General features: G+C 26.4%; 25 protein-coding genes and 1 other annotated feature. Of the genes, 5 read left to right on the forward strand and 20 right to left on the reverse strand.

Translation table 11 applies throughout. The annotated features are described in order from the left end of the window. Positions 1 to 59: 59 nt before the first annotated feature. A complete protein-coding gene (gene gloA / locus ACYUEX_RS11210) occupies positions 60 to 443 on the reverse strand; it encodes a lactoylglutathione lyase (protein ID WP_411168280.1) in 384 nt (127 codons plus the stop codon). A gap of 185 nt (positions 444 to 628) precedes the next feature. Here gloA and ACYUEX_RS11215 point away from each other — a divergent pair, with 185 nt between their 5' ends. Continuing rightward, entirely contained in the window at positions 629 to 1282 is a 654-nt protein-coding gene (locus tag ACYUEX_RS11215; RefSeq protein ID WP_460288222.1) for a hypothetical protein, read from the forward strand. 47 nt (positions 1283 to 1329) lie between these two features. On the opposite strand, the gene ACYUEX_RS11220 is transcribed toward ACYUEX_RS11215, so the two are convergent. Continuing rightward, positions 1330 to 1866: a GNAT family N-acetyltransferase gene (locus ACYUEX_RS11220; RefSeq protein WP_460288224.1), complete on the reverse strand. Its 537-nt coding sequence runs from the start codon at positions 1864 to 1866 to the stop codon at positions 1330 to 1332. Between the two features lie 21 nt (positions 1867 to 1887). Further along, positions 1888 to 3837 (reverse strand): GTP-binding protein, encoded by a 1950-nt coding sequence (locus ACYUEX_RS11225; protein ID WP_460288225.1) that lies wholly within the window; start codon positions 3835 to 3837, stop codon positions 1888 to 1890. Between the two features lie 308 nt (positions 3838 to 4145). Here ACYUEX_RS11225 and cplR point away from each other — a divergent pair, with 308 nt between their 5' ends. After that, positions 4146 to 5795: an ABC-F type ribosomal protection protein CplR gene (gene cplR, locus ACYUEX_RS11230; protein ID WP_460288226.1), complete on the forward strand. Its 1650-nt coding sequence runs from the start codon at positions 4146 to 4148 to the stop codon at positions 5793 to 5795. 39 nt (positions 5796 to 5834) lie between these two features. Here cplR and ACYUEX_RS11235 read toward each other — a convergent pair whose 3' ends face one another. The 4 genes from ACYUEX_RS11235 to ACYUEX_RS11250 all read right to left on the reverse strand — a co-directional run bounded on the left by ACYUEX_RS11235 (position 5835) and on the right by ACYUEX_RS11250 (position 8785). Beyond that, positions 5835 to 6398 carry a nucleotidyltransferase family protein gene (locus ACYUEX_RS11235; protein WP_460288227.1) on the reverse strand — a complete coding sequence of 188 codons (564 nt, stop codon included), beginning with the start codon at positions 6396 to 6398 and terminating at the stop codon, positions 5835 to 5837. A 29-nt stretch (positions 6399 to 6427) separates the two neighbouring features. Further along, positions 6428 to 6955, reverse strand: a complete 528-nt coding sequence (locus tag ACYUEX_RS11240) for a GNAT family N-acetyltransferase (protein WP_460288229.1) — start codon at positions 6953 to 6955, stop codon at positions 6428 to 6430. A gap of 66 nt (positions 6956 to 7021) precedes the next feature. Further along, positions 7022 to 7816 carry an EcsC family protein gene (locus ACYUEX_RS11245; RefSeq protein ID WP_460288230.1) on the reverse strand — a complete coding sequence of 265 codons (795 nt, stop codon included), beginning with the start codon at positions 7814 to 7816 and terminating at the stop codon, positions 7022 to 7024. Between the two features lie 84 nt (positions 7817 to 7900). After that, on the reverse strand, positions 7901 to 8785 hold the full coding sequence (locus tag ACYUEX_RS11250) for a LysR family transcriptional regulator (protein ID WP_460288232.1): 885 nt from the start codon (positions 8783 to 8785) through the stop codon (positions 7901 to 7903). Positions 8786 to 8906: 121 nt separating this feature from the next. Between ACYUEX_RS11250 and ACYUEX_RS11255 the strand changes: the two genes are divergently transcribed. Beyond that, the gene (locus tag ACYUEX_RS11255; protein WP_460288234.1) at positions 8907 to 10097 is read left to right on the forward strand and encodes a coenzyme F420-0:L-glutamate ligase; all 1191 of its coding nucleotides are present in this window, start codon (positions 8907 to 8909) and stop codon (positions 10095 to 10097) included. Positions 10098 to 10244: 147 nt separating this feature from the next. On the opposite strand, the gene ACYUEX_RS11260 is transcribed toward ACYUEX_RS11255, so the two are convergent. The 9 genes from ACYUEX_RS11260 to ACYUEX_RS11300 all read right to left on the reverse strand — a co-directional run bounded on the left by ACYUEX_RS11260 (position 10245) and on the right by ACYUEX_RS11300 (position 19585). Further along, a complete protein-coding gene (locus ACYUEX_RS11260) occupies positions 10245 to 11738 on the reverse strand; it encodes a DUF4179 domain-containing protein (RefSeq protein WP_460288235.1) in 1494 nt (497 codons plus the stop codon). A gap of 1 nt (position 11739) precedes the next feature. Continuing rightward, positions 11740 to 12261: a sigma-70 family RNA polymerase sigma factor gene (locus ACYUEX_RS11265; RefSeq protein WP_460288236.1), complete on the reverse strand. Its 522-nt coding sequence runs from the start codon at positions 12259 to 12261 to the stop codon at positions 11740 to 11742. A gap of 188 nt (positions 12262 to 12449) precedes the next feature. Then, positions 12450 to 13601 (reverse strand): MFS transporter, encoded by a 1152-nt coding sequence (locus ACYUEX_RS11270; RefSeq protein WP_460288237.1) that lies wholly within the window; start codon positions 13599 to 13601, stop codon positions 12450 to 12452. Between the two features lie 208 nt (positions 13602 to 13809). Then, positions 13810 to 15018 carry an ABC transporter permease gene (locus tag ACYUEX_RS11275; protein ID WP_460288239.1) on the reverse strand — a complete coding sequence of 403 codons (1209 nt, stop codon included), beginning with the start codon at positions 15016 to 15018 and terminating at the stop codon, positions 13810 to 13812. Then, entirely contained in the window at positions 15008 to 15688 is a 681-nt protein-coding gene (locus ACYUEX_RS11280) for an ABC transporter ATP-binding protein (protein ID WP_460288240.1), read from the reverse strand. The genes ACYUEX_RS11275 and ACYUEX_RS11280 overlap by 11 nt, the downstream gene beginning before the upstream one ends. A gap of 1 nt (position 15689) precedes the next feature. Then, positions 15690 to 16766, reverse strand: coding sequence for an efflux RND transporter periplasmic adaptor subunit (locus ACYUEX_RS11285; RefSeq protein WP_460288241.1), 1077 nt, complete (start codon positions 16764 to 16766; stop codon positions 15690 to 15692). 200 nt (positions 16767 to 16966) lie between these two features. Next, complete coding sequence (locus ACYUEX_RS11290; protein ID WP_460288242.1) at positions 16967 to 17371, reverse strand: hypothetical protein; 405 nt, start codon at positions 17369 to 17371, stop codon at positions 16967 to 16969. Between the two features lie 119 nt (positions 17372 to 17490). Continuing rightward, complete coding sequence (locus ACYUEX_RS11295) at positions 17491 to 18825, reverse strand: sensor histidine kinase (protein ID WP_460288243.1); 1335 nt, start codon at positions 18823 to 18825, stop codon at positions 17491 to 17493. A gap of 70 nt (positions 18826 to 18895) precedes the next feature. Beyond that, entirely contained in the window at positions 18896 to 19585 is a 690-nt protein-coding gene (locus tag ACYUEX_RS11300) for a response regulator transcription factor (protein WP_460288244.1), read from the reverse strand. A 176-nt stretch (positions 19586 to 19761) separates the two neighbouring features. On the opposite strand from ACYUEX_RS11300, the gene ACYUEX_RS11305 reads away from it, so the two are divergent. Beyond that, on the forward strand, positions 19762 to 20946 hold the full coding sequence (locus ACYUEX_RS11305; RefSeq protein ID WP_460288245.1) for a YibE/F family protein: 1185 nt from the start codon (positions 19762 to 19764) through the stop codon (positions 20944 to 20946). Between the two features lie 117 nt (positions 20947 to 21063). Continuing rightward, positions 21064 to 21234, forward strand: coding sequence for a hypothetical protein (locus ACYUEX_RS11310; protein ID WP_411168300.1), 171 nt, complete (start codon positions 21064 to 21066; stop codon positions 21232 to 21234). A gap of 95 nt (positions 21235 to 21329) precedes the next feature. Here the strand turns inward: ACYUEX_RS11310 and tyrS are convergent, their stop codons facing one another. From tyrS to ACYUEX_RS11330, 4 genes are all read right to left on the reverse strand, one after another. Further along, positions 21330 to 22535, reverse strand: coding sequence for a tyrosine--tRNA ligase (gene tyrS / locus ACYUEX_RS11315; protein WP_460288247.1), 1206 nt, complete (start codon positions 22533 to 22535; stop codon positions 21330 to 21332). 131 nt (positions 22536 to 22666) lie between these two features. Beyond that, positions 22667 to 22935, reverse strand: a binding site (T-box leader). A 113-nt stretch (positions 22936 to 23048) separates the two neighbouring features. Beyond that, positions 23049 to 24419 (reverse strand): DUF4179 domain-containing protein, encoded by a 1371-nt coding sequence (locus ACYUEX_RS11320; RefSeq protein WP_460288248.1) that lies wholly within the window; start codon positions 24417 to 24419, stop codon positions 23049 to 23051. Beyond that, positions 24403 to 24924: an RNA polymerase sigma factor gene (locus ACYUEX_RS11325; RefSeq protein ID WP_460288249.1), complete on the reverse strand. Its 522-nt coding sequence runs from the start codon at positions 24922 to 24924 to the stop codon at positions 24403 to 24405. The genes ACYUEX_RS11320 and ACYUEX_RS11325 overlap by 17 nt, the downstream gene beginning before the upstream one ends. 88 nt (positions 24925 to 25012) lie before the next feature. Beyond that, the gene (locus tag ACYUEX_RS11330; RefSeq protein WP_460288250.1) at positions 25013 to 25624 is read right to left on the reverse strand and encodes a C40 family peptidase; all 612 of its coding nucleotides are present in this window, start codon (positions 25622 to 25624) and stop codon (positions 25013 to 25015) included. Positions 25625 to 25729: the final 105 nt, after the last annotated feature.

The following is a 25729-nucleotide window of genomic DNA, read 5'->3' on the forward strand; positions in this document are numbered from 1 at the left end:
ATTATATATAATAAAAGTCTAGTAACTTTTGTAAAGTTACTAGACTTTTATTAAAACTACTATTTAGCTCTTATTACTTCAATTTTATATCCATCTGGATCTGTTACAAAATAATATGATGGTTTTGTTCCCGGTAATCCTTTTAATGGAGTCACTTCATATCCTAATGCTACATGCTTTTCTCTCATAGCTTCTAAATCCTCTGCTTCAACTGCAATATGGCTAAATCCATTTCCTAGTTCATATGGTTTTTCCACATCATAATTATAAGTAAGCTCTATTTCATATCCACCTTCTTCATTTGATAAATAAACCAAACTAAATTTATGTTCTGGAAATTCCTTTCTTCTAGTTTCCATTAATCCTAATGCTTCTTTATAAAATTTTAATGACTTTTCTAAGTCCATAACTCTTACACATGTATGTAACATCTTTACTGACATCTTTTATCCTCCTAAAATCAATTTTTATTTTATTATATTATATTAATTAAATTATATTTTATCAATATAATATAATAATTAAATCTATTTAAACATTTTCTTTTGTAATTTACATTTAGTTGCTTTTATCATACAATAAATTTACATGAGTTGTTTTTTAGAATAATCTACCAAAGGAGGATACTATGAAAAAACAGAAATTATTTTTATTACTTATTTCATTATTAGTTGCTTTCACTTTACTTTCATGTAGTAATACAACAACTAAAGATAAAATCACTGTTGAAAATGAGAAACAAGAAGAAAATATATCTGAAAATGAGGTCGCTAAAGAAGAGATTCCTAAAACACCTACTTCCTTTGAAGCCCTTGGTAAAAGTTATTCATCAACTAAGGATTTAAGCATTATTGAAAAAGGAACTAATATTTATGATGATCAAAGTTCTATACATTATACTCCTGGAGAATATAAGGAATTAGATTTTGCAAACGATTTACTATATGCTTATGTAAACCAGGATAACTCTATATATAATTACTTAGTCTCCTATGATAGCACTAATGCTAATGGAATATCATTAATTACTGAAGCTGATAAATCTAAATTAGAAAAAGATTTAACTTCTTTAAGAAGTCAAATGGGACTTGCTAATGGAGAAGAAATGGTATTAAGGTTAGATAGGGTTACTTATGAAGGTCCAAGCACTAAAACTAATTCAGGTTCTACTTTTAAAATAAGAGTTGCTATATCAAGAGTTGGAGCCACTATAGTTCCATGGAATTATTTCACTGTAACAGTTTTTGAAGATGGTAATAAATTATTTGCTCATTTATTCTAATAAAAGATGCTGTATTAAAATAACTTTTAATACAGCCATTTTATTCTCTAAATATATAAATCCATTAATATTTCATCATCATATTCGTCATTAATATTAAAAAAATTTTTATGAATTCCTATTTCCTTGAATCCAAACTTACTATATAAATTCTTGGCCCTTATATTACTTGCTTTTACCCCAAGGCTTATATTTTTTATTTTTTTAGTTTCTTTAGCAAAATCTATTAGCGCTCTCATTACTTCACTTCCAATACCAATTCCCCAATACTCCTTTTTAACAGAAATAGCAATTTCAGCATTATGTGCTATCTTGTTTCTAGTAGCTGTAGATATTTGTGCAACACTTACTACTTTTTCATCAATTAAGCCTATTAACATAATAGAATTTTCTTTATTATTAATGTTTTCTATAAATGCTTTTTCTTGTTCTTCATTTAAACTAAATTCATTTGCTCCAAATAATAAATTATCGCTTTCTCCTCCAACTATATTTAAATATTCTATTAACTTTAAAGCATCATTTATTTCTGCTTTTCTTAATATTAAACTTTGTCCATTTTTAAGTTTAACTTCTTTATTCATAATACATGCCCCCAATTTATTTTACTCTATTATTTCACAGTGAATATGCTCTTCAACCTTATTCCAAGGTAATACAAAGCCTTGCCCCTTTGCACAAAAAATTGAACTTGAAGAATATTCTATATCTGCATTTTTATCATACCCTATTTTTTCAATTACTTCCTCTGAATTATGACATATATCATAACCGTCAAATATTAAATTTATGCTACCCTTTCCTTTAGTAAAGGTAAGTATTTCAGCACTATAATCCATAAATGTAGCAACAGGTCCTCTTCCTGTTATAGAAACTTTATTTAACTTAGTTTCTGGAGGATCAAAGCTTCCATTTAATCTTTGTATATCAGATATAATTTTACCCATATAATCAAGTTCTACATCTATCTTAAATTTATAATAAGGTTCAAGAAGTATATTATTAACTTTTTCTAATCCTTGTCTAATAGCTCTAAATGTAGCTTCTCTAAAATCTCCACCTTCTGTGTGCTTATTATGTGCCCTTCCAGTTAAAAGATTAAACTTTATATCAGTAATTGGAGAACCTGTTAAAAGTCCGTGATGAGGCCTTTCAAAAATATGTGTCTTTATTAAATTTTGATTTCCTGTAGTCAAATCATCAGCATGACATTTATTTTCGAAAGTTATTCCTTCACCTCTTTTGTTTGGCTCTATTTTTAAATGAACTTCTGCATAATGCTTTAAAGGCTCAAAATGACCATATCCATAAGTCTTATTTTCTATTGTTTCTTTATACATTATTTCACAAGGGCCAAATTCTATCTTTAAATTGAACCTTTCCAATGCAATTTCTTTAATAACTTCAAGTTGGATCTTACCCATAATGGAAACCTGTATTTCTTGTAATGTTTCATTCCATAGTACATTTAATGCAGGATCCTCATTTTCTAATATTCTAAAATATCCTAAAACTTCTTTTACATTATATTTATTATCAAAAACAACCTTTGACATTAATGTTGGTATCATATTAAATTCTACTTTTTCTCTAATTTTTCCTATGCCTTCTCCTGGCATAGCATTAGTAATGCCAGTTACTGCAAAAATATCTCCTGCAGATACTTTTTCAACAGTAGAAAACTTACTTCCATTATAAACTCTTATACTACTTACCTTTTCTGTTGTTTCATTATCTACTCCATAAGTAATTTCATCCCTTACTTTAAGACTTCCTTTAATAGCTTTTATAAAGGTAATTCTAGTTCCATTATTGTCATAACGTATTTTATGAACTCTTCCTGAAAATTCTTCATTTTCATCATAATTTGTATATGTAAGTTCATTAAATATACTTAAAAATTCCTCTATCCCCTCATCTTGAAGTGCACTACCAGACAAACATGGAAACACCTTGTTTTCTTTTATAAGCTTTTTAAGTTCTTTAATCCAAATTGTTTTATCATAATTACCATCTAAATATTGTTCTAAAAGTTCCTCATCTCTCTCTGAAATAAACTCTATTAATTCTTCACTCATTTCATAAATTGATTTTACATAGCAAACATCATTAGTTAAATTATCATTAATTTCTTCTATAACTCTTTCTAATTCTGAACCTGTTCTGTCCATCTTATTTATAAAAAAGAAAGTTGGAATATTATATTTTCTAAGTAAATTCCAAATTGTTTCAGTATGCCCTTGAATACCTTCAACTCCACTAATAAGTAAAATTGCATAGTCTAATATGCTTAATGCCCTTTCCATTTCTGTAGAAAAATCGATGTGTCCAGGAGTATCTATAAGATAATAAGTGGAATCATCAATTTCAAATATAGCTTGATCTGAAAAAACTGTAATTCCTCTATCTTTTTCTATGTTATGAGTATCTAAAAATGAATTTTTATGATCCACCCTTCCTCTATTTCTTATGCTTTTTGTATGATAAAGTATTTGCTCTGAAAATGTAGTTTTACCAGCATCTACATGAGCAAGTATCCCTATTGTTTTTTTCATTTAATCACCTTTTTCTTAATAGAAATATAATTTAATATTAATTATATCATAGAAAAAATTTGAAATAATAAAAAAAGATGTTATAATAGAAATCGAATACAAGTTTTAAGAAAGGTAAAGGTAATTTCAAACATGAGAATTTAATCTACTTTTAATAATTTTTAGTTCATAACAAAACTTATAACCTTATTAGGCTTTTTTTGTTGTGTGCAAATTTATGGAGAGTGGATTATTGACTAAAGGTTTATTTGTGTTACCTTTTTATAAAGTCTTATGCTCTCTCCTATATTTTAAGGAGGGATTTTTTTATGCAATTAGCATTATTAAGTAAAGTAAAAAAATATTATGGAGATAAATTAATATTAGATATCGATAAATTAGAAATATTAGATGGAGATAAAATAGGTTTAGTTGGTAATAATGGTGCTGGTAAAACCACTTTATTAAAAATTTTAGTTGGTGATGAACCTTTTGATGAAGGTAAATCTTATTTAACAGAAAGTTATTCTTATATTAGCCAACTTGGCGATAGCCCATCTATGTGTTCCTTTAATAAAGTCAAAAGTGTTTTTAATGCACCTACTGAATATAAAGATTATCTTTCAGGTGGAGAAAAAGTTAAAATGAAGATTTCTAATGCTTTAAGTGAAAATAAAAAGCTTATTATTGCTGATGAACCAACATCTAATTTAGATAGCAATAGCATTGAAATTCTTGAAGAAATGTTAAAAAGTTATTCTGGAGCTCTTCTTTTAGTTTCCCATGATAGAAATCTTTTAGATTCATTATGTAATATTATTATTGAAATTGAAGATGGTAAAATAAATATTTATAAAGGAAACTATTCTAAGTATTTAGACCTTAAAGAAGAAGAAAAAGAAAATCAAAATACTGAATATAATAAATATATTAATGAAAAAAGAAGGCTTGAAGATGCAATAGTATCTAAAGAAAATTCAAGAGATAGCATTAGAAGAACGCCTAAAAGAATGGGTAATTCTGAAGCTAGACTTCATAAAATGGGTGGCCAAAAATCTAAAAAGAACTTAGATAATAATATAAAAGCCATTAAAAGTAGAATTGAACACTTAGAAATAAAAGAAAAGCCAAAAGAAGATAAAAATATAAAAATTGATGTTATAGACAATTTAGAGCTTACTTCAAAAAATCCTATTGAAGCTAAAAATTTAACTCTTAGCATTGGTGATAAAATACTATTAAAAGAATGTAACTTTAAAATAAAAAAAGAAAAAAAGGTTGCTTTAATCGGAAAAAATGGTTGTGGTAAAAGTACATTGTTAAAAGAAATTATAAATAACAATAATGAAAGTATAAAAATTTCTAAAAATGTAGTTATTGGTTATTTGGACCAATCTCAAGATATATTAGATTTAGATAAAACAATACTAGATAATATTAAAATTAACTCTTCTTACAAAGAAAGTTTCATAAGAATAAATTTAGATGGCTTTGGCTTTAAAGGAGATACAGTATTTAAAAAGATTTCATGTTTAAGTGGTGGTGAAAAGGTAAGAGTTGCTATTTGTAAGCTTCTTCTTTCAGATAATAACTTAATAATACTTGATGAACCAACTAATTATTTAGATATTAAATGTATGCAGTCACTTGAAAATGCTCTTATAAATACTAATAAGACTCTATTAATAGTATCTCATGATAGAAAATTTATTTCTAATGTTTGTAACTATATAATAGAAGTTGATAATAATACTATAACTCAATTTGATGGTAATTACTCTGAATTTGTAAAGAATAAAAATATGCCTAAAATTAATACTGATGAAAAAAAGAAAAAAGAATCTATTTTAATTTTAGAAAATAAGCTTTCAGAGATTATTTCTTTACTATCATTTGAAAATGATCTAAATAAAAAAAATACTTTAGAATCACAATACTTTAATTTATTAAAAGAACTTAAAATACTAAAAGAAAACTAAGGTATAATAGGTAGCAAGAAATTTTCTTGCTACCTATATCTAAATTTTATTAAATGATAGTACTTCTTTTATCGCTTCATTAATATGATCTGATAAATTCTTATCTAAATTTCTCTTCAACAATTCTCTATGTTTTATTTCTTTTTCTTTAAAATATTTTTCTATTAAAGGCACTCTTTTTTTGGGATCATTCATAACTAAATATGCCACAAACCAATCTTCCAATGAAGTAAATTTTATGTTGCTATTACCTATTACTAAATTATCTACTATTGCTTTTTCATCTAAAATAAACTCATACATTTTATTATTTTCTAAACTTATTTTAAAGTTTCCCATAAACTCTATCATAACTCCATCTACATTATATCCAAAAAAACTTTCGGTCTTAAATGGTTCCTTTGACAATAATTCTATTGGATTTCCTATTGGATTCATAAATTCTTTTACCTTCTGAGTATCTTTAGAATTTATTAAAATATCAATATCATTTGGCTTCTCAACTAATCCATGGAAATTTAATAAAACAGATCCTCCAACTCCCCAGGTACAACCTATTTCATTTAATCCATACGCTATCTTATTTAATACTCTATTATTCATATCTCTCTCCACTATTATCTTTTTAATTTTTAATCAAAGAATGCTTTTGAATACTCTACAACTCCAGTTACTCCATTAAGTACTTTTGGAGTTAACTCTAAAACCATATAGACTTCATCTGGAACTTCAAAAGGAGCTTTAATTCCATAATCACTTGCTTTTTTAAAACCAAACTTAGGATAATAATTTTTATGACCTAATACTACTATAGATTTATATCCTAATTTTTTTGATTTTTCTATAGCTTCATTTATCAACTTCTTGCCTACCCCACTCTTTTGAAACTCAGGTAAAACGGCTAATGGTGCAAGTGCAAGAGTTTCTACTTTTTTCTCTTCACATTTTATAAATGCCTTTGTTAGAAGTATATGTCCAATTATTTTATTATTAACTTCTGCTAATAAAGATAATTCTTTTATAAACTCATCACTATGCCTTAACCTTTTAACTAAATTATGTTCATCATTATCCGTGAATTCTGCTGTTTTAAAACTTTTTTCAATTACTTTTTCTACTTCAACATAATCTTTCTCTATTTCCTGCCTTATAACTACCACAACTAATCACCTCTTAGTCAATATTAAATTTCTCTATCAATTCTATCTCTACTCCGTTAGGATCTTCTATAAATATAATTTCTTACTTAAATATCTCTTTTTATATTTTATTCTAGCATACTTACTAATTTTATTTATGACTTGATAATTTGTTATGCTTCCAACAACTCCAACAATAGGTAGTCCTTGAATAAACTTAGCCATTAATAATGTTTCTGACAACACTTCTGAAGCATTTTTAATTTCTGTATTTAAGTCATTATTTAATTCTTCATTTAAGTCTATTTTAGATCCTATTTTATCTAGATTTTCATTATATTCAATTTTCATATCTTCTTTTGCTAATGCTGCACAAATTAAATTTAATATATATACCTTTTCTTCTTCTTTTTCATAATTGAATCCATAACTTAATGCAATTTCATATACAGTTTTTAATATCATTGCTATAAATAATGGAATATCTGGTAATCCTATACCTAAAACTCCTAAACCAGCACCTTCTACAGTTGATATGGTAGAATTTATTAGTTTACTTTTCTTTCCTTGAGAGTCCATTAACTTTAAACTCTTTTTAGTAACTTTCTTTTCAATTGAATAATTGTTTATATCATGTTCTAATTGAATTTTATCTTTATCATATAACTTTTCAATATACTTGCTACCTTTTTCTAAAACTAGCTTAAATCCATTATAAAAAGCATTTTCTAATGTTAATTTTAGCTTATCAGGTATTTTTTCTTCTATTTTATTAGATATTGGAGCAAATTTATCTTTAATTATTTTACTTTCTTTTTTATGAATTATTTTCTTTTCCTTATTGTTTAATTTATTTATTTCCTTATTTATTATTTTTTTCATTATTATCTCACCTATCCTTTAGGATATTTTTTGGCTTTAAATTAATTATATACCTTTTGTTATTTTACTTATACGAATATATTTTTATTTATTTTCTATTATCTTAACAAATTTTGCTGAAGCCTGTGATAATGGAACACCTTTTAAAAAACATACTCCTATGCTTCGTCTTGGTATTTCTTCATTTAATTTTACTTCATACAATAGTCCTTTGTTTAAGTATTCACTAGAAAATTCTTTAGTTACACATGCTATCCCTAAATTTATCTTAGCAAATTCTAATAATAAATCATGAGATCCTAATTCAAATTCTGGAGAAATCTTTATTCCTTTAGATAACATGTACTTTTCTATATATTTTCTAGAGTTAGACTCAGGCTCAAGCAATATTAATGGAAATTTTGTTATTTCATTAATGCTTATTTGGTAAGATAATAAATTTTTATATTTCTCCCCACAAACAAAAATATCATGGATATCAATACAGGTCTTTAATTCTAAGCTAGGATCATCAATTGGAAAATTACAAATTGCAATATCAATGTCTCCTGATTTTAATATAGAACAAAGTTCCAATGTTGTACCATTAATAATTTTAAATTTAATATTAGGATATTTATTATGAAAGCTTTCTAAATATGGAAGTAAAAAATACCTGGAAATAGTATCCCCTACCCCTATTTTTAGCTCCCCTGTAGATAGGTTCTTAAGTTCTAGAATCTTTTCTTCACCTGTATTAATTAAATTAATAGCTGAGTTAACATATTCAAAAATAATTTTACCTTCGTTTGTTAATGTTGCTCCTTTAGTTGTTCTATTAAAAAGACGTATATCAAGCTCTCTTTCTAATTGCATTATTGACTGACTAACAGCTGGTTGTGTCATATAAAGTTCTTTTGCTGCCTTAGAAAAACTCTTACTTTTTCCTACATTCCAAAATACTTTGTACAAGTCTAATTTACTTATCATATAAGTACTCCTTATATATATTATTCAATCTATTTATTTTACTTATACCATTAAATTGGTGTATATTACAAGTAGATAGGTAAATTTAAACAAAATTTATTAGTTATAAGGAGAGATTATATTGGAAAGAATAGTTGGAACAGTTGTTAGAGGCCTTCGTTGCCCAATAATAAACCAAGGAGATAGCATAGAAGATATCGTTGTTGATAGCGTTTTAAAAGCTTCTGAAATAGAAGGATTCCAAATTAATGATAAAGATATAGTTACTGTAACAGAGTCAGTAGTTGCTCGTGCTCAAGGTAATTATGCTACTATAGAAAACATAGCAAAAGATGTTAAATCAAAATTTGGAGAAGATACAATAGGAGTAATATTCCCTATTTTAAGTCGTAACCGTTTTTCAATTTGTTTACGTGGTATTGCAAAGGGAGCTAAAAAAATTGTTTTAATGCTTAGTTATCCATCTGATGAAGTTGGCAATCACTTAGTTGATTTAGATATGCTTGATGAAAAAGGAGTTAATCCTTGGACAGATGTTTTAACAGAAAAGCAATTCCGTGATTTTTTTGGATATAATAAACATACTTTTACTGGTGTTGATTATATTGATTATTATAAATCCTTAGTTGAAGAATATGGTGTTGAATGTGAAGTTATATTCTCAAATAATCCTAAAACCATTTTAGATTATACAAAAAATGTTCTTACTTGTGATATACATACAAGATTTAGAACTAAAAAAATATTAAAATCAAATGGTGGAGAGAAGATTTATAGCCTTGACAACATACTATCAGAATCAATTGATGGAAGTGGATATAATGAAGATTATGGTTTACTTGGATCAAATAAATCAACTGAAGAAAAAGTTAAGCTTTTCCCTCGTAACTGTCAACCTATAGTTGATAAAATACAAACTATGCTTAAAGAAAAGACTGGCAAAACTGTTGAAGTTATGGTTTATGGAGATGGAGCTTTCAAAGATCCAGTAGGTAAGATATGGGAACTTGCTGATCCAGTTGTATCCCCAGCTTACACAGCAGGACTTAATGGTACACCTAATGAAGTAAAATTAAAATATCTTGCAGATAATAACTTTGCCGATTTAAGAGGTGAAGAACTTAAAGAAGCCATATCTGAATATATTAAAAATAAAGAGTCAGATCTTGTAGGTGCTATGGAATCACAAGGTACTACTCCTAGAAGACTTACTGATTTAATAGGTTCATTATCAGACTTAACTTCAGGAAGTGGAGATAAAGGTACTCCTATTATCTTTATACAAGGTTATTTTGATAACTATACAAAATAATTAGCTATTGTTTAATTATAACGTTATTCGTATAAATATAGGGAAAGTAGATAAATTTGTTTTTACACAAATTTATCTACTTTCCCTTTTATATAATGTATTTGTCATCTAAACATTCTACATGTTCTTAATTTATTAGTTTATATTTTAATTTAAATTTATTAATATTTTATTATTATCATCTAACTCTACTTCTTTTGCCATAGGAATTGCGATTGTATATTTTTTATTCTTATCTATAGGCTTTAGTGTAATACTAAATTCTTTAGTTTCTGGATTTTCTAATACAACTCCTTTATGTCCTTCTCCTTTACTTATATCATTCATATCTTCATCAAAAATTACTAAACTTGATAAATTATTATAATCATATAACCCATCTATATTCATATTAATTGTTGTAAACTTATCATTTGCATCAATATTAGTGATTATTACCTTATCCTCAGAATTTACTTTTATTTCATTTCCTATCAAATCCTCAATAGGTTGAAATGCTTTATTTTTATCAATATTTATATAATAACTAACTTTACTTAACGCATATCCTTTATCGAGCTCCTCTTTACTTGGATCCCTAGATACTATTTCTTCTTCCCTATTTATATTATATTCTGAATTAGCTGTACATATAAACAATGGAACATTTCTGCTATCTATCTCTCTTATAACTCTAAAATCTTCTTTCGTTGTTAATACCTCTATATAATTAGTATTACTTAAATCATCTAATATTCTAATTCTCGCTTCATAGTTTCCTTCTTTGTCATAATGTCCACCGTCAAACTTTGAAAGTAATACATTTCCCTTATCATCTTTAATAATATGTTTTAAATTACGTAATTCCAACCCTTCATTTGTACCATTTGAATCCTTTCCTTTTATAACTAAATTATTAGTTAATGGTGTCTTAACTAATTTATCTACCCAAACTTCTCCTCCTTCTACTTTTATGCTTTTATTTCCTTTATAAACTTCAGAATTTATTTCTTTTACTGTATTTATATTATAAATCCATGGCCCTTTCGCAATTACTTTTCCAGCTCTCTCAACCTCTCTAATTTCTAAATCTACTTTCAAGTTTTCTGGTAAATTAATATTAGATATATCTTCTATTAATACAATGACCCCTTTATTATCATCAATCTTTCTTATTTCATAGTACCCTCCTCTTGAACGTTCTCCATTAATATTAAGTCTGTAATTTAATACAAAGAAGTCATTTTCACTTTTATCACTTTCAAATCCTCTTAAAGCCTCTGACTCTACTATAAAACTTGCTATAAACTTATTATCGTCTATAGCTATTTCAGACAATGTAATTTTCACTCCATTCTTTTCTATAGATTTATTTATTACTTCACTTAACTCACTGTATTTTTCAGTTGAATATCCTATATTACTTTTATTGAAATAATCAAAAACTTTATTCACTACAGGAATTGCAGATACAAATTGAGGCTCAATTAGTCCTATTGAAGCAACTGTTGCTAAAGTTATTGCCGCAGCAATTGATACCTTTTTTATAATATTATTTTTATGTTGAGATTTCTTTTTTGATTTTCCTTTCTCTATTCCACTTATAATTGCCTCATCTAACCCTTCTGGAATTTTTATTAAATCTTTAACATTTTTATTCATACTAGATAACCTCCTTTTTCATATAACTTCTTAAAATCGTAAGTCCCTTGTTTAAATGGGTCTTTACAGTTCCTAATGGTAAATCTAAAACTCGAGATACTTCTTGTAATGTTAAATCATTAAAATACTTTAAAATAATTATATCTTTATACTTACTTTCTAACTTTTCTATTGCTTCAAGTATATAAAGTCTATTATCATTATCCTCTACCATTCCCCCTGCTTTATTTAGCAATTCATTTTGTTCTATACATATAACTTTTTGTCTTTCTTTGTACATATTTATTGATATGTTTATTACTATTTTTATTATCCATGTAGTAAAATACTTAGGTTCTCTTAATTTATTTATAGAAATATATGCTTTATATACAGTTTCTTGTACTATATCTAAAGCTGCTTCCTCCTCCTTAACATAAGCATAAGCTGTCCTATATAATCTCTCTTTATGTTCATTAATAAGAACCATAAAGGCATCATCATCACCATTTATTGCCTTCATAACTATTAGTTCATCTACCATATATGCCTTCTCCTTTATTTTATATCCGTTCAGTAATTACCTTACATCTATTAGACATAGTTTATATACAAATGGTTTTACTTTTTCGTAATTTATTTATATCTATTTCTCTATAAAATTATATACCATAGAAAGGCTAGGCACCTATAATGCCTAGCCTAATTTTTATTTATAAATAATTGAATCCACTAATTTACTTTTTCCTTAGAAACTCTTATAAAATACCTCATAAGAATGATTGAAACTAAACTAATTAAGCTACATATAATTAATCCATTTTCTAGTGATGAATTTGATGCAAAACCTATAATTGGATTAATAACTGCAGAAATAATACTTCCTAACATTGAATATATTGATAAAATAGTTGCTCTATTCTCTGAAGATATTGACTTGTTTTTTATATCTACTCCCATTGGTTCTATTAAAGCCATACTAGTTGCAGCTATACCAATACATAAAACGCTTCCTATTGGACTATCTATAAATATCAAAAATAAACAAGCTAAAAATATTAATCCCATTAAGAAATTTATTGATTTATTTTGGCCTAACTTATTACTTAACTTATAGGACTTTACCGAAATTAATCTCATAATTTGAATTATAACTAATAATATTCCAAAGTATTTTATATCTATTCCACTTTTAATATATTGCCCTTGATCCAAAAATACAGTTACACTTTGAACAACTTCAGTGATTAAAGCCAAACTAAATATAAATACTATAATATTTTTATTATTTAATACTATCTTAAAGCTTTCCTTTATATTCTCCCTTTCTTTAATTTCACTTTTAATATCCTTTAGAAATAAAGATGCCAAAAAAGCTAGTCCATAAGGAATAATAGTATAGTACGCAGCTGAATCAATAGATATATTAATAATAAATGTTGACATTACAGATGATAATAAAAACCCAATTGTAGAGAACCATCCATACCTAGCAAATATTCTCTCACTATTATCACCTTTATTTATAGATAAATATATTAATGCAGAATCACATCCAGACAATCCTGATATAGAAATTGAAAGTAGTATTCTTTCAAATAAAAACATCCAAAATGAATGCGCCTTAAAAAATATAATCTTAGATATAAAAAATATTAAATTTGACATTACTAAAGTTTTTTTATATCCAAATTTATCAGCAAAAACTCCCCAGGGTATTTCAAATAAAATTATTAAAATCATAGAAATAGATTCTATTAAAAATATTTGTGATAAGGATATACCCCTAGCCTCTCTAAATATTGTTGCAATTGGAGCATAAAATACAAAACCTTGTAAAAAAACTATAAGGTTCATTAAATATATATTTCTTTTATTATTCAATTTAACTTTCCTCCTAAATACATAACAAATAAACCTTTATAAAAAGGCTAAAAAATATAAATTTAGAATTTAAGTTAAATCGGTCTAAACATAAAGGCTTTTCCCTCCAATTATTTCATTATAATTTTATTATATCCTTATATTAAAAATAATAAATAGCTTATCTAAATTTTTACAAAAAAGAAAGTGGATTATAAAAATCCACTTTCTATTTAAGTATATCAACAGTATTTGCGTTAGCTGCTTTCCTTGCTGGAATAAAACTTGATGCAAGACCTATAACAATTGATATTCCTATTGCTAATAATCCTGTAAATAAGCTTGGAGTAATTACTAGCTTAAAGTACATTGAAATAATATTTGCTAATATTATTCCAAGAATATATCCTATTATGCCTCCCATAATAGTAATTACTATACCTTCTATTAAAAATTCTCTCCTAATATCTTTCTTCCTTGCCCCTAGAGCTCTTTTTATCCCTATTTCTCTAATTCTTTCTGAAACTGATGTATACATCATGTTCATAAGTCCTATTCCTGCAATAAATAAGGATATTCCTGCAACAGATGCAATAAACATAGTTATAGTATTAAGAACTCCTCCTAATAATTTAACTATTCCGCTAGTGTCAGTAATTTCATACTTTCCTTCTACCCTATTTCCTTCAATAGAATTTAATGTATTTTCTATTTCTTTTATACTAGCCTTTACATCAGCACCTTCTTTTAATGTTATTTTTAATGACTCTACTTTCTTTGAACCAGCAAAATATTTATTATATGTTTCCTTTGGAACTCTTATGTCTCCTCCCATATCGAAAAAGCTTATTTCATCTTCTGGTGGAGCCTTTTTAATACCAACTATCTCAAAGGCCATTCCATTTATAGTTGCTATTCCTCCTACTAATTCTTCTGGCTTATCAAAGCTATTTTTTAAAGTTTGTTCTGCAATTAAAATAACTCTCTTTTTAAGCATATTATCATTGCTAGTTAAATTTCTTCCCCATAATTCTTCACTCTTGTCAGTCTCTTCAACTGCTTTAGCTAATGCATTTATGTTTTTACCTCTTATTTCACATTGAATAAACTCACCAAAAGAGTTATTACTATACTGAAGCTCAACTGACTTTACAGAATCTAAAGCTTCAACTTCAGTTTTATGCTTGTTTTTAAAAAACTCCATGGTAGAAATGTCTTCATTAAAGGTTTTAGGATTAAAAGTAGCCATAAGAACAACAGCTCCATCTGTTTCTCCAGTAAATTCTTTAATGGTTTTATTTTTATAACCTTCTCCTAATGCTACTATTGTAATAACAGCTGCTATACCAATGATTATTCCTAGCATAGTTAATATAGATCTTTTTTTATTTCTATTTAGATTCCTTAAGGCAGCAAAAACTAATACTCTAAGCTTCATTATTATCTACCTCCTTAAGTTGTCCATCAAAAATCTCTACAATTCTTTTCGCCTTTCTTGCAACATTAATATCATGAGTAATTAAAATAATTGTTATTCCTTCTTCATTTAACTCGTTAAATATTCCAATTATCTCTTTTGAAGTTTTACTATCTAATGCTCCTGTAGGCTCATCAGCTATAATTATATCTGGATTATTTACTAAAGATCTAACTATGGATATTCTTTGTTGCTGTCCTCCAGATAATTGATTAGGATATTTATTTATCTTATCTAAAAGTTTTACTTTATCTAAAAGTTCACTTACTCTATCCTTTGTTTCTTTTATTCCTTTTCCCATGTATAACATAGGGAGCTCTATATTTTCTTTAATAGTTAATCTATCTATTAAGTTAAAATCCTGGAATACAAAGCCTATTTTTTCATTTCTTAAGTTACTAAGCAAATCGTCATTAAGGGTCCTTACTTCTTTTTCATTAAGTAAATAACTTCCTCCAAACTCTTTGTCTAAAAGTCCTAGTATTTTTATCATAGTAGATTTTCCTGAACCTGATGGTCCCATTATAGCTAAGAATTCACCTTTTTTAACTTCTAAATCTACATCTTTTAAAGCATGTAATTTTTCTTCGCCTGAAGAATAGTACTTGTTTATACCCTTCAGTTTTATCATATTATACTTCCTCCTTACTATCTTCTGAAGGATTTGTCAGTATTTTATCTCCTACTTTTAAGCTATCATTTTGAATTAAATAGTTATCATCTTCTAATTTAGCTACTATTTCAACCTTTTTATTAGTTTCACCCTCAACTAATTTAACATAAAGCTTTCCATCTTCTTCTATAACAGATTCTTTAGGAATTGTAATTTGCCCTGGATTTACTGTTAGTTCTACACTAAAACCTATCTTTATACTTTCATCTGGCTTTACGTAAAATTTATAAGAAGTTGATTTTTGATCAACTGACATAGTTGGAATTTCCTCAATTTTTGTTATTTTACCTAAAACCTTCTTGTTATTACTTACAACCTTTATTTCAACCTTATCATCAACTTTAAGCTTATCAACATCAAACTCTGATGCCTCTGAAGCTATTAATGGATCATTTGCTATTATTTTCATATATTCTTTTGTTGGATCTTCAGTATTTATATATACTGTCCCTGCAATTTCTGCTTTTACAGATTTTACAACCTTTGCATTTAAAGAATCTCTTTTAGATACAAGTTCATTTAAGTTTTCCTTTAAATCTTCTACCATACTTGCTGGATCTAGAGAAACACCATTTTGTTCTTGCATAGCTACTTGTCCTTGTTCTGCTGTTTTCGCTGGCATACCTGTTGTTTCTTGTTTTACTTCACCCAATTTACTTACTCTTTGCTTTTCTTTTTCAATTTTTGAATTTAAGGAATTGATTTGTCTATTTAATTCATCAACTTGATCTTGAACCATTTCATTATAGTAATTAAAAAGAACTGTATCCTTTTCTACATATTGTCCATCTTTAGCAAATACTTCATTTAATTCACCATTAGTTTTATCTAAAATTATTTTCTGCTCTTTGCTTATGATACTACTTCCCTTAAACTTTAAGCCACCAACATCTTCTACTTCAAAATAGTTAACTTGTTTTTTCTCTTTATCAGTGCCTGCTTTCATTTTATTCTTTACATATAAACCACAAGCAATAGTAGCAATTAAAGCTATTACAAATATAGTTACTCCTATTATTACCTTCTTTTTTTTCATAAAATCACCTCTAATATAATTACTTAAATAAAAAAGTGAACATATATAAGTTTACTTATTCCGTCGCTCCGCTCCAAGTTAACGCAAACTTGCATATGCCCACGTACAAACTGAAGATAAGGAAATTATAAAAATTTTATAACCTCCTATAATTAAATAGAGTAAACTTATAAAGATAAATTTACTCTATTAGTACTTAATTATTCTTTAATAAAATATATATCTTTCTTTTTGTATATAAAGAAAGCCATTAATCCTGGGAAAATTAAATTTAACGGTGTATATATATTAACACCAGCAGTTATTGCTCCATATACAATCGATAAAATTTGTGTGGCAAAGAATAGAATTACTCCTATAGATTTTCTACATAAAATTAATACTACTGATATAATTATTATTGCTGATGTAATAAGAGTTATTAGAATTTGTGCAGTAGTTACTTGAAGACCAGTTCCTGTTTCTGCTAGAATCTTATTTGTTTGATCTTTAAACAATAGATTTATTACTGATCCAAATAATAAAAAGAGATATACTATACCATACAATATAGACATAGTAATTATACCTGCCCCTAGCTTTTTCTTTTCTTGAATTTCTTCCATTATTATTCCCTCCATTTCCATTAATACACCTTTTTATACTACTACTTCCACTAAATAAAAGCAATTTTCTACGCCTTAAGTTTTCCTTAAATTTCCTTGCTTAAGTATCTTTATCTCTTTTAATTTCCATTATATTTAGGTAAAGCTATTTTAAACTCACTACCAAAGCCTTCTTTAGAAATTAATATTATTTTACCTTTATGAAGTCCGATAATTTTTTTAGTAATAGCTAAACCAAGTCCACTTCCTCCACTTGATTCTCTTGCACTATCTCCTCTTACAAATTCCTCAAAAACATTATTTTGTAAACTATCACTAATTCCTATACCATTATCGCTGATTATAATTTCTATTTCTTCTCTGCTATTATTTAACCCAATAAATAAAGTTGTATCTCTTTTATTATACTTTAGTGAATTAGTAATTAAGTTTCCAATCGCTCTTTCTAACTCTTTAGAATCAAAATAACAATAAATAGGTGCTTCTTGAATATCTATTTCTAAATTAAATTCTGCATCTTCAATTTCTCCATAATAAAGTGCCACTACACTCCTCAAAAATTCGCACATATCTTTTCTTTCCATATGCAGTTTATAATCAACATTATCTAATTTAGTAAATAAGAATAACTCATTTATTAAATAGTTTAATCTTAATGTTTTATTATAGATATAATTTAAATATATATTTTTCTCATTATCATCTTGCACAGTTCCATCATTTAAAGCTTTTGAATACCCCATTATAGATGTGATTGGTGTTTTAATATCATGAGCTATATCTCTTATCATATCCTTCTTACTTTTTTCTATTTTTTCTTTATTTTCATTAGCTATCTTAATTTCTTCTACCATATAGTTAAAGCTATCCTTTATTCCATCTATTTCTTTATATCCTTTAAAATCCAGCCTTACCGATAGATTTCCTTCTCTCATTTTCTCTAATCCTAAATTTATTTCATTTAAAATTTCTCTAATTCTTCTTATATATCTATAATAAATTCCCCATAGAGCTACTATTATAAAGACTACTGCTAAAACTATTGAATATCTTAAAGTTTCAGCAACTCTTCTTCCTAAACTCTTTTCTTTAAATTGTTCCTTTAAAAAAAAGTCACCATTAGGTATTTTAACTATATATAAATTATTCTCTTCTCTATATACCTTTGCATCATAAAATTTTTCTTCTTTCTTTAGCTGTTCTTCATATGAAGTAACAATATTTAATAGGCAATAATCATTTATATTATCTTTCTTTTCTCCAATTACATTAATAACCTTATTATTTTCTATAACTTCTATCCATCCACCTACTTCTACAATTCCTTCAATATTAAGATCTTTATAATCTTTAACAAAAAACTCTTCCTCCATCAATATTTCTTCTTCTTTTGTTAAAGGGATTCTAGATGCAATTCCCCAAATTGAAATAAAAATAAATAATATTAAAGCCATAATAAAAACTATTATTGTATAAACATAATTGATAATAAAAATTCTACTTAAACTTCTACTTTTGAATAAATTATTTATCTTCAAATCTATAACCTATTCCTCGTATTGTTTTTATGTATTTATTAGCTTTATCATCATCTTCTATTTTATCTCTTAAATTGCTTATATGAACCATTATTACATTATCATCATAGAGATAATCTTCGTTCCAAACATTTTCAAATATTGTTTGTTTAGTTAAAACCCTGTTTCTATTTTCCATAAATAATTCTAACATTTTAAACTCTTTTAAAGTTAATGTAATTTCTTTTCCATCTTTAGTTAAAATAATTTTTTCTTTATCTAATATTAAATCTCTACTTTTTATAATTTTTTCAACACTATCTTCCACATTTAAAGAATAACACCTTCTTAGCTGAGCATTAACTCTAGCTATTAACTCTAGTGGTTCAAAAGGCTTTGTTATATAATCATCAGCTCCTACATCCAATCCTAAAACCTTATCATAATTTTCACATTTAGCAGATATAATTATTATTGGTATATTGCTTGTACTCCTAATTTTCTTTATTAAAGAATACCCATCTATTCCTGGCATCATTAAATCCATAATTACTAAATTAATTTTTTCTAATTTTAAAACATTTAAAGCTTCATTTCCTTCATATGCTTTAAATATAGAATAGCCTTTATTTCTTAAATACAGGTCAATCAAATCTACAATTTCTTTTTCATCATCAACTATTAATATATTTATCATATATGTCCCCCTATGATTTATAATTAAAACCTTCTCATATTATAATACAGTATTATCTATATTAAATAAAATACTTAATAACCAAATTATTTTTACAATATTTTACTTATGTAATTTACCTTTCATAAATACTATACTATAATTATTATTGTATATATATTACTTTGGAGGATAAAATGGGTAAAAAGGTTGAGAAGAATAAGAAACAAAAAAAAGGTTATTTAAATGAAAACGTTATTTTAGTCCTTGGTGTTATATTTTTTAGCCTACTCCTTATAGGTATTTCAAAATTTATATTTAAAAGTGGTTTCTTACCTGACAAATATAATGGAAATATGAAATATTATAATGCAGTTGTTAAAGAAGTATTAAGTGAGGACTTAGCAAAAGATCCTTTCCTAGAAAATGTTGAAGTTGGATTTCAAAAAGTACTTGTTGAAGTTTCATCTGGCCCTTACTCTAAAACTTTACAAGAAATAGAGAATCCAATAAGTAGACTATATAACTTAAAGGTAAAAGAGGGAACAAAAGTTATAATTGGAGTGTCTGAAAAAAATGGAACTACTCAATTTAATTTATATAGCTATGATAGAAGCAATATGATTTATTTGTTAGTAGCAATATTTATACTTTCAGTTGTAGCAATAGGTGGAGTTAAAGGCGTTAAGTCCTTGATTGCACTAATATTTACTTTAATATGTTGTGTATATTTGATGGTTCCTTTAATGTTAAGGGGAGTAAATCCTATAATGGCTGGAATAATTATGAGCACACTTAGCATAGTTATCACTCTTATATTAGTTTCTGGTTTCAATAAAAAGACACTAACTGCTATTTTAGGTACTATTTCTGGTGTTGTTATTTCTGGGATAATAGCTTACATTTTTGGTGCATTAACAAACCTTTCTGGTTTAAATATGAGTGAAGCTGAAAGTTTAATGTATATTGCTGAAGATACAGGTTTAAAAATCAGAGGAATAATGTTTACAGGGATTCTAGTAGCTACTCTTGGTGCTGTTATGGATATTGCTATGTCAATTGCATCCTCTATATTTGAAATTCATAAAGTAAATAGCAAAATAAGTTTTAATGATTTATTTAAAAGTGCTATGAATATTGGTAAGGATACGATTGGAACAATGACAAACACCTTAATTTTAGCTTTTGCTGGAGGATCACTAAGTATTTTAATTTTAGTATTCTCAGCTAATATGCCTTTTAATAAAATGATAAATTTAGATCTTTTAGGTATTGAGATTATTCAAGGCTTATCTGGTAGTATTGGAATAGTTTTAGCAGTACCAATTACTGCACTTATAGGATGTTATTTATGTAAAAATCAAATTAAATTTAGAAAATAAGATACAAGTTATACCTCTATAAATAATAAATACTATATTAAGCTACATTTTAATAATATTTTTTCAGTACCTTATGGAAAAGCTAATATAGACAACTTATATTAGGAGGGAACTAAAATGGATAATAATAAACATAGAAGAAAAGATCGTCCTAAATCAAATGCTGAACTTAGAAAAATGTATTCAGAATCTGGCTCTGAAATTGGTATTGAGAATGGGAAAAAGAAAGGTGCTCACTCTAACGGTAAAAAGTTCACTAAAAGATCAAAGTTATCACATAATAAATAACATTAATATGCTAATTTATCATATGATAACTTTATAAAAATAACCCTGTTCCAATTAACAGGGTTATTTCTCATTACTTTAAAAAATTAATTTTATTAATTAATTTCTATCTTTACAAATTTCTTTTTACCTATTTTTAATACATCTCCAGAAAATAAATTTATATTCAAATCATTTATTTTTTCTCCATTAATTTGAACTCCACCTTGTTCTACAAGTCTAGTAAATTCTTTTTTACTCGGAACATACTTTTCTTCTATTAATTTAGAAGTAATATCCTTCAACAAATTATTTTCTACACTTAAGCTAGGAATATTATCTGGTATTTCTTTTTTAGCAAATGCTGAATTATAAAATTCTATTGCTTCATTTAAAGCCTCTTCTGAGTGATATAATTTTGTTATTATTTTAGCTAATTCTAATTTAACATCTTTTGGATTTTTGCCATTAATTAGTTCATTCTTTATTTTATCTATTCTATCTGGATGCTCATCTGTAGCTAGCTCAAAGTATTTTATAATTAAATTATCTGGAACTTCCATTATTTTTTTAAACATTGTATTAGCAGGTTCATTTACACCAATGTAGTTCCCAAGACTTTTACTCATTTTTTCAATACCATCTAATCCTTCTAAAATAGGCATAAACATTGATATTTGTTGTTCTTGTCCCATAGTTTTTTGAAGAGTTCTTCCCATTAAAATATTAAAGGTTTGATCTGTTCCTCCAAGTTCTATATCAGACTTTAAAGCAATTGAATCATAAGCTTGCATCAAAGGATAGAAAAATTCATGAATTCCTATTGGAATATTATTTTTATACCTTTTTTGAAAATCATCTCTTTCTAATATACGAGCAACGGTAGTAGTTGCAGCTAAATTTAAAACTTTGTCAAAAGTTAATTTTGAAAGCCACTCACTATTAAAACGAACTTCCGTTTTATTTTTATCTAAAACTTTAAATATTTGCTCCTTATAAGTTTCAGCATTATTTAAAACCTCTTCATCAGTTAATGCCTTCCTTCCTTTTGCCTTTCCTGTTGGATCTCCTATTTTACCTGTAAAATCTCCAATAACTATTACCGCTTTATGGCCTAGATCTTGCATTTGTTTAATTTTACGTAAAACAACAGCATGACCAAGATGAATATCCGGTGCACTTGGATCAAGTCCTAACTTAATAATTAATGATTCATTATTTTTTTCAGCTTTTTCTAGCTTTTTTCTTAATTCTTCTTCATTAACTATTGTGTCTACTCCCTTTTTAATAATTTTCATTTGCTCTTCAATTGTTTTTTTCATCTAAAACACTCCTCTTATATTATTTAAAATATAAGCAAGTTCTATAAGACTAACTTTGTAAAAGCTACTTGATAAAAGTATCTGAACCAAGATAAGTATTTTTAAAAACAAAAAACTCCCGTCCCTTATATCAAAAGGACGAGAGATAAATCTTCGTGTTACCACCTTAAGTTCATAGACAATTCACATTGCCTACCTTTTCGAGTACTCCATTATTACCCAGGTAATACTCTAGCACTATAACGTGTGCAAGGAATACGTCACAGCCTACTAAACCTTAAAAGTCATTTGGTGTGAAGCTCAAAGATGTATTCATAATTAGCTTATCTTGCGCCTCTCATCAACCGGTTACTTTCTGTAAGCTTTACTAACTACTACTTGTTCTTATCACAGCTTTTAATTATCTTATACTCCGAATTATAAACATTTATAAATCTTCGTTATGCTTATTGATTAATATGGATTATATATCTTATTTGCTTTATTGTCAATATTTTTTAAAAATTCAATTAACTAATAATCAATTTTTAACTTTATAGTTCTATCTTTTTTATTTATATCTATAGCTTTGTTATTTACAACAAAAAACTTTTTCCCATCTCCAATATATAGTTGCCTTCTCATAAATATAAAATTCCTATAATCTTCTCCTAGAAAATTCTTCATATTGCTTTTATGAGTAGATGCTTCTAATGAAACAACACCATCATAAGGAATTATTTCATATGGTAAATACTTATCAAACCATATTCTCTTATACTTACTCCAGTAAGATATATCTACTATTTCTTTTTGATCATCATATTTTAATTCTTCTATAAATAAATTATCATTTACCCAAGTATCTTTAATATTACTCTTAATATCAATATTTAAAGCTTCGCTAAAATTTGCTGATGCTATAACTATCTTAGCCTTATTAAATTCATCTATGGCTAAGTCCTTTAGAACAAAGTTTTCAACTATTCTAATACCATTATTTATAGTTTCCTTTTCATCATGTACAACTACACCCATTCTCTCAATATTTCTACCTTCTATATCAGGCCTAAAATATATACCTTCATTAAAAAAGCTTCCATCATTTTTTTGAATAGCCTTAATCTTTTCTTCATCATTAGAAATTACTGAATAATCTAGATTTATAGCTAAAGGACTAACTCTCAAATTATTTACTATAAAGCTTACTTCATCTATTTGAATTTCATTATTTTCTGGCTCTATATTCTTAATCTTAACTATCTTAGATGAATCTATATCTACAGTTATCTCTTTAGCTTCGCCTTCCTCTGTAATTTCTAATGTAAAATCCTTTTTATTTTCTCCTATTTTAAATGTCCATACACTTAATGTATCTCCATTTTTATCTTTTTCACTAAATGCACTTGAACCTGATACAAAATCACCCTCTAAAATTCTTATATCAGATTTAGGTTTAGTAGAATCATATTCTTCAGGCGGCTCATCTGTTGGTAAAAATCTATCTGCATAAGTAATACTTCCTCTCATAAAAACAGAAATATACTTATTATCATAAACAATTGCTTCTATTGTTACTTTTTTACCGTTACTAAATTCTACTGATTTATTAACCTCTTGAAGTTCTCCTTTATTATTAAGCTTTTTTACGTAACTATTATAAGAAAAATAATCATCATGTCCCATTAACTTTTTTATCATTGCAGAAACTATACTTAAATTAAAAATAAACATAAATGCTATAAATATCAAAGCTATTTTTATATATTTATTATTTAAATTTAGTTTCTTTTTATTCTCTCTTTTTGCATCACCTAATGCTTCTTTCATTAAATTTTCAAATTGCGGTGGAGCTTTTAAATCCTTTTCTTTCAGACTATTTAATTCTTTATCTAAATCCATCATTTACGTCACCACCTATAATTTTTCTTATTCTATTAATTCCTTTATTAATTCTGGATTTAACTGTACCTAAGGGAATTTTCATAATTGTTGCAATTTCATCATAAGAATAATCTAAATAATATCTAAGCCTAATAACTTCCTTTTGATTTTCATTTAAATTTTCTATAAGAGATTTTAGATAAATTTTATCTTCTGACTCCTTAAAAGTATTTTCTTCTGATATATTTTCTAAATCAACCTCTTCATACCTCTTCCTCTTTGATAGTTCATTTTTGCATAAATTAACTAGTATTGTTTTACTCCAACTATAAAAAGAATCAAGCTTTTTAAGCTTTGGAATTTCTTTATATAAAACTACTATCATCTCTTGTAATATATCTAAGGCATCATGTTTATTTTTCATATATACATAAGCTAATTTATAATAGTTATCTTTTTCACTCATAATTAGTCTTAAAAGAGCTTCTTTATCCCCATTTATAGCTTTCTTAACCTCAAGCTCCAATCCTCTTCCCCCTTTAACCTTGTCCCTTAAATTCTAAGTATATAACTAAGAGTTTTATATAGATAAAAAAGTTCCCTTCTCTTCGTAATTATTTTAGTGAATTTATATAATCGATAGGTCTATATATTACGCTGTCTTCTCCTAAATAAAGATCTCCATTCTTTACTCCTCCTAGTGGATAAGGTAACTTATTATATGCATTTATAATTTTTCCTTTTCCTTTATATAAAACTACATGTCCTGGAGTAAAAATTAAATCTCCAGGTTGTATATCTTCTTTATCAACTTCATATTCTTGCAATGTTTCTTCTTGATCATAAGTTGAATATCCGATTTCAACTCCTGTTAATTCTTTATATATCCAATAAGTTAATCCAGAGCAATCGAAGGCTTGATTTCCTATATATGTTTCTCTCTTTAATGGATAATAACTTTCTCCATAGTATCCTATTAATTCATCAAGCCTTTCACCAGTCATAATCTCACCTTTTCCACCCCATACGTATTGAAAACCTATTTTTTCTTCTGCTAATTCAATAACTTTATTTACTACTTCCTTGTCTTCTTCTGTCATATTTATTCCTTCATTTTTATACTTATTTCTTGAGTTTAAATTAACTACTAATCTAATACTTACTAATATCAATATAATAATAAGTATTGAAATTATTATCCTACTTTTATTTAATTTTCTTCTCAATATACACACCCCCTAATTACTATTTTTACCATTATATAATTTAATTTTATCTTGTTTTTCTTAATTTTAATAATTAAGTTTTAATTACAAAATAAGCAAAAGGAC

The sequence above is a fragment of the Clostridium sp. CTA-7 genome, assembly GCF_054768095.1.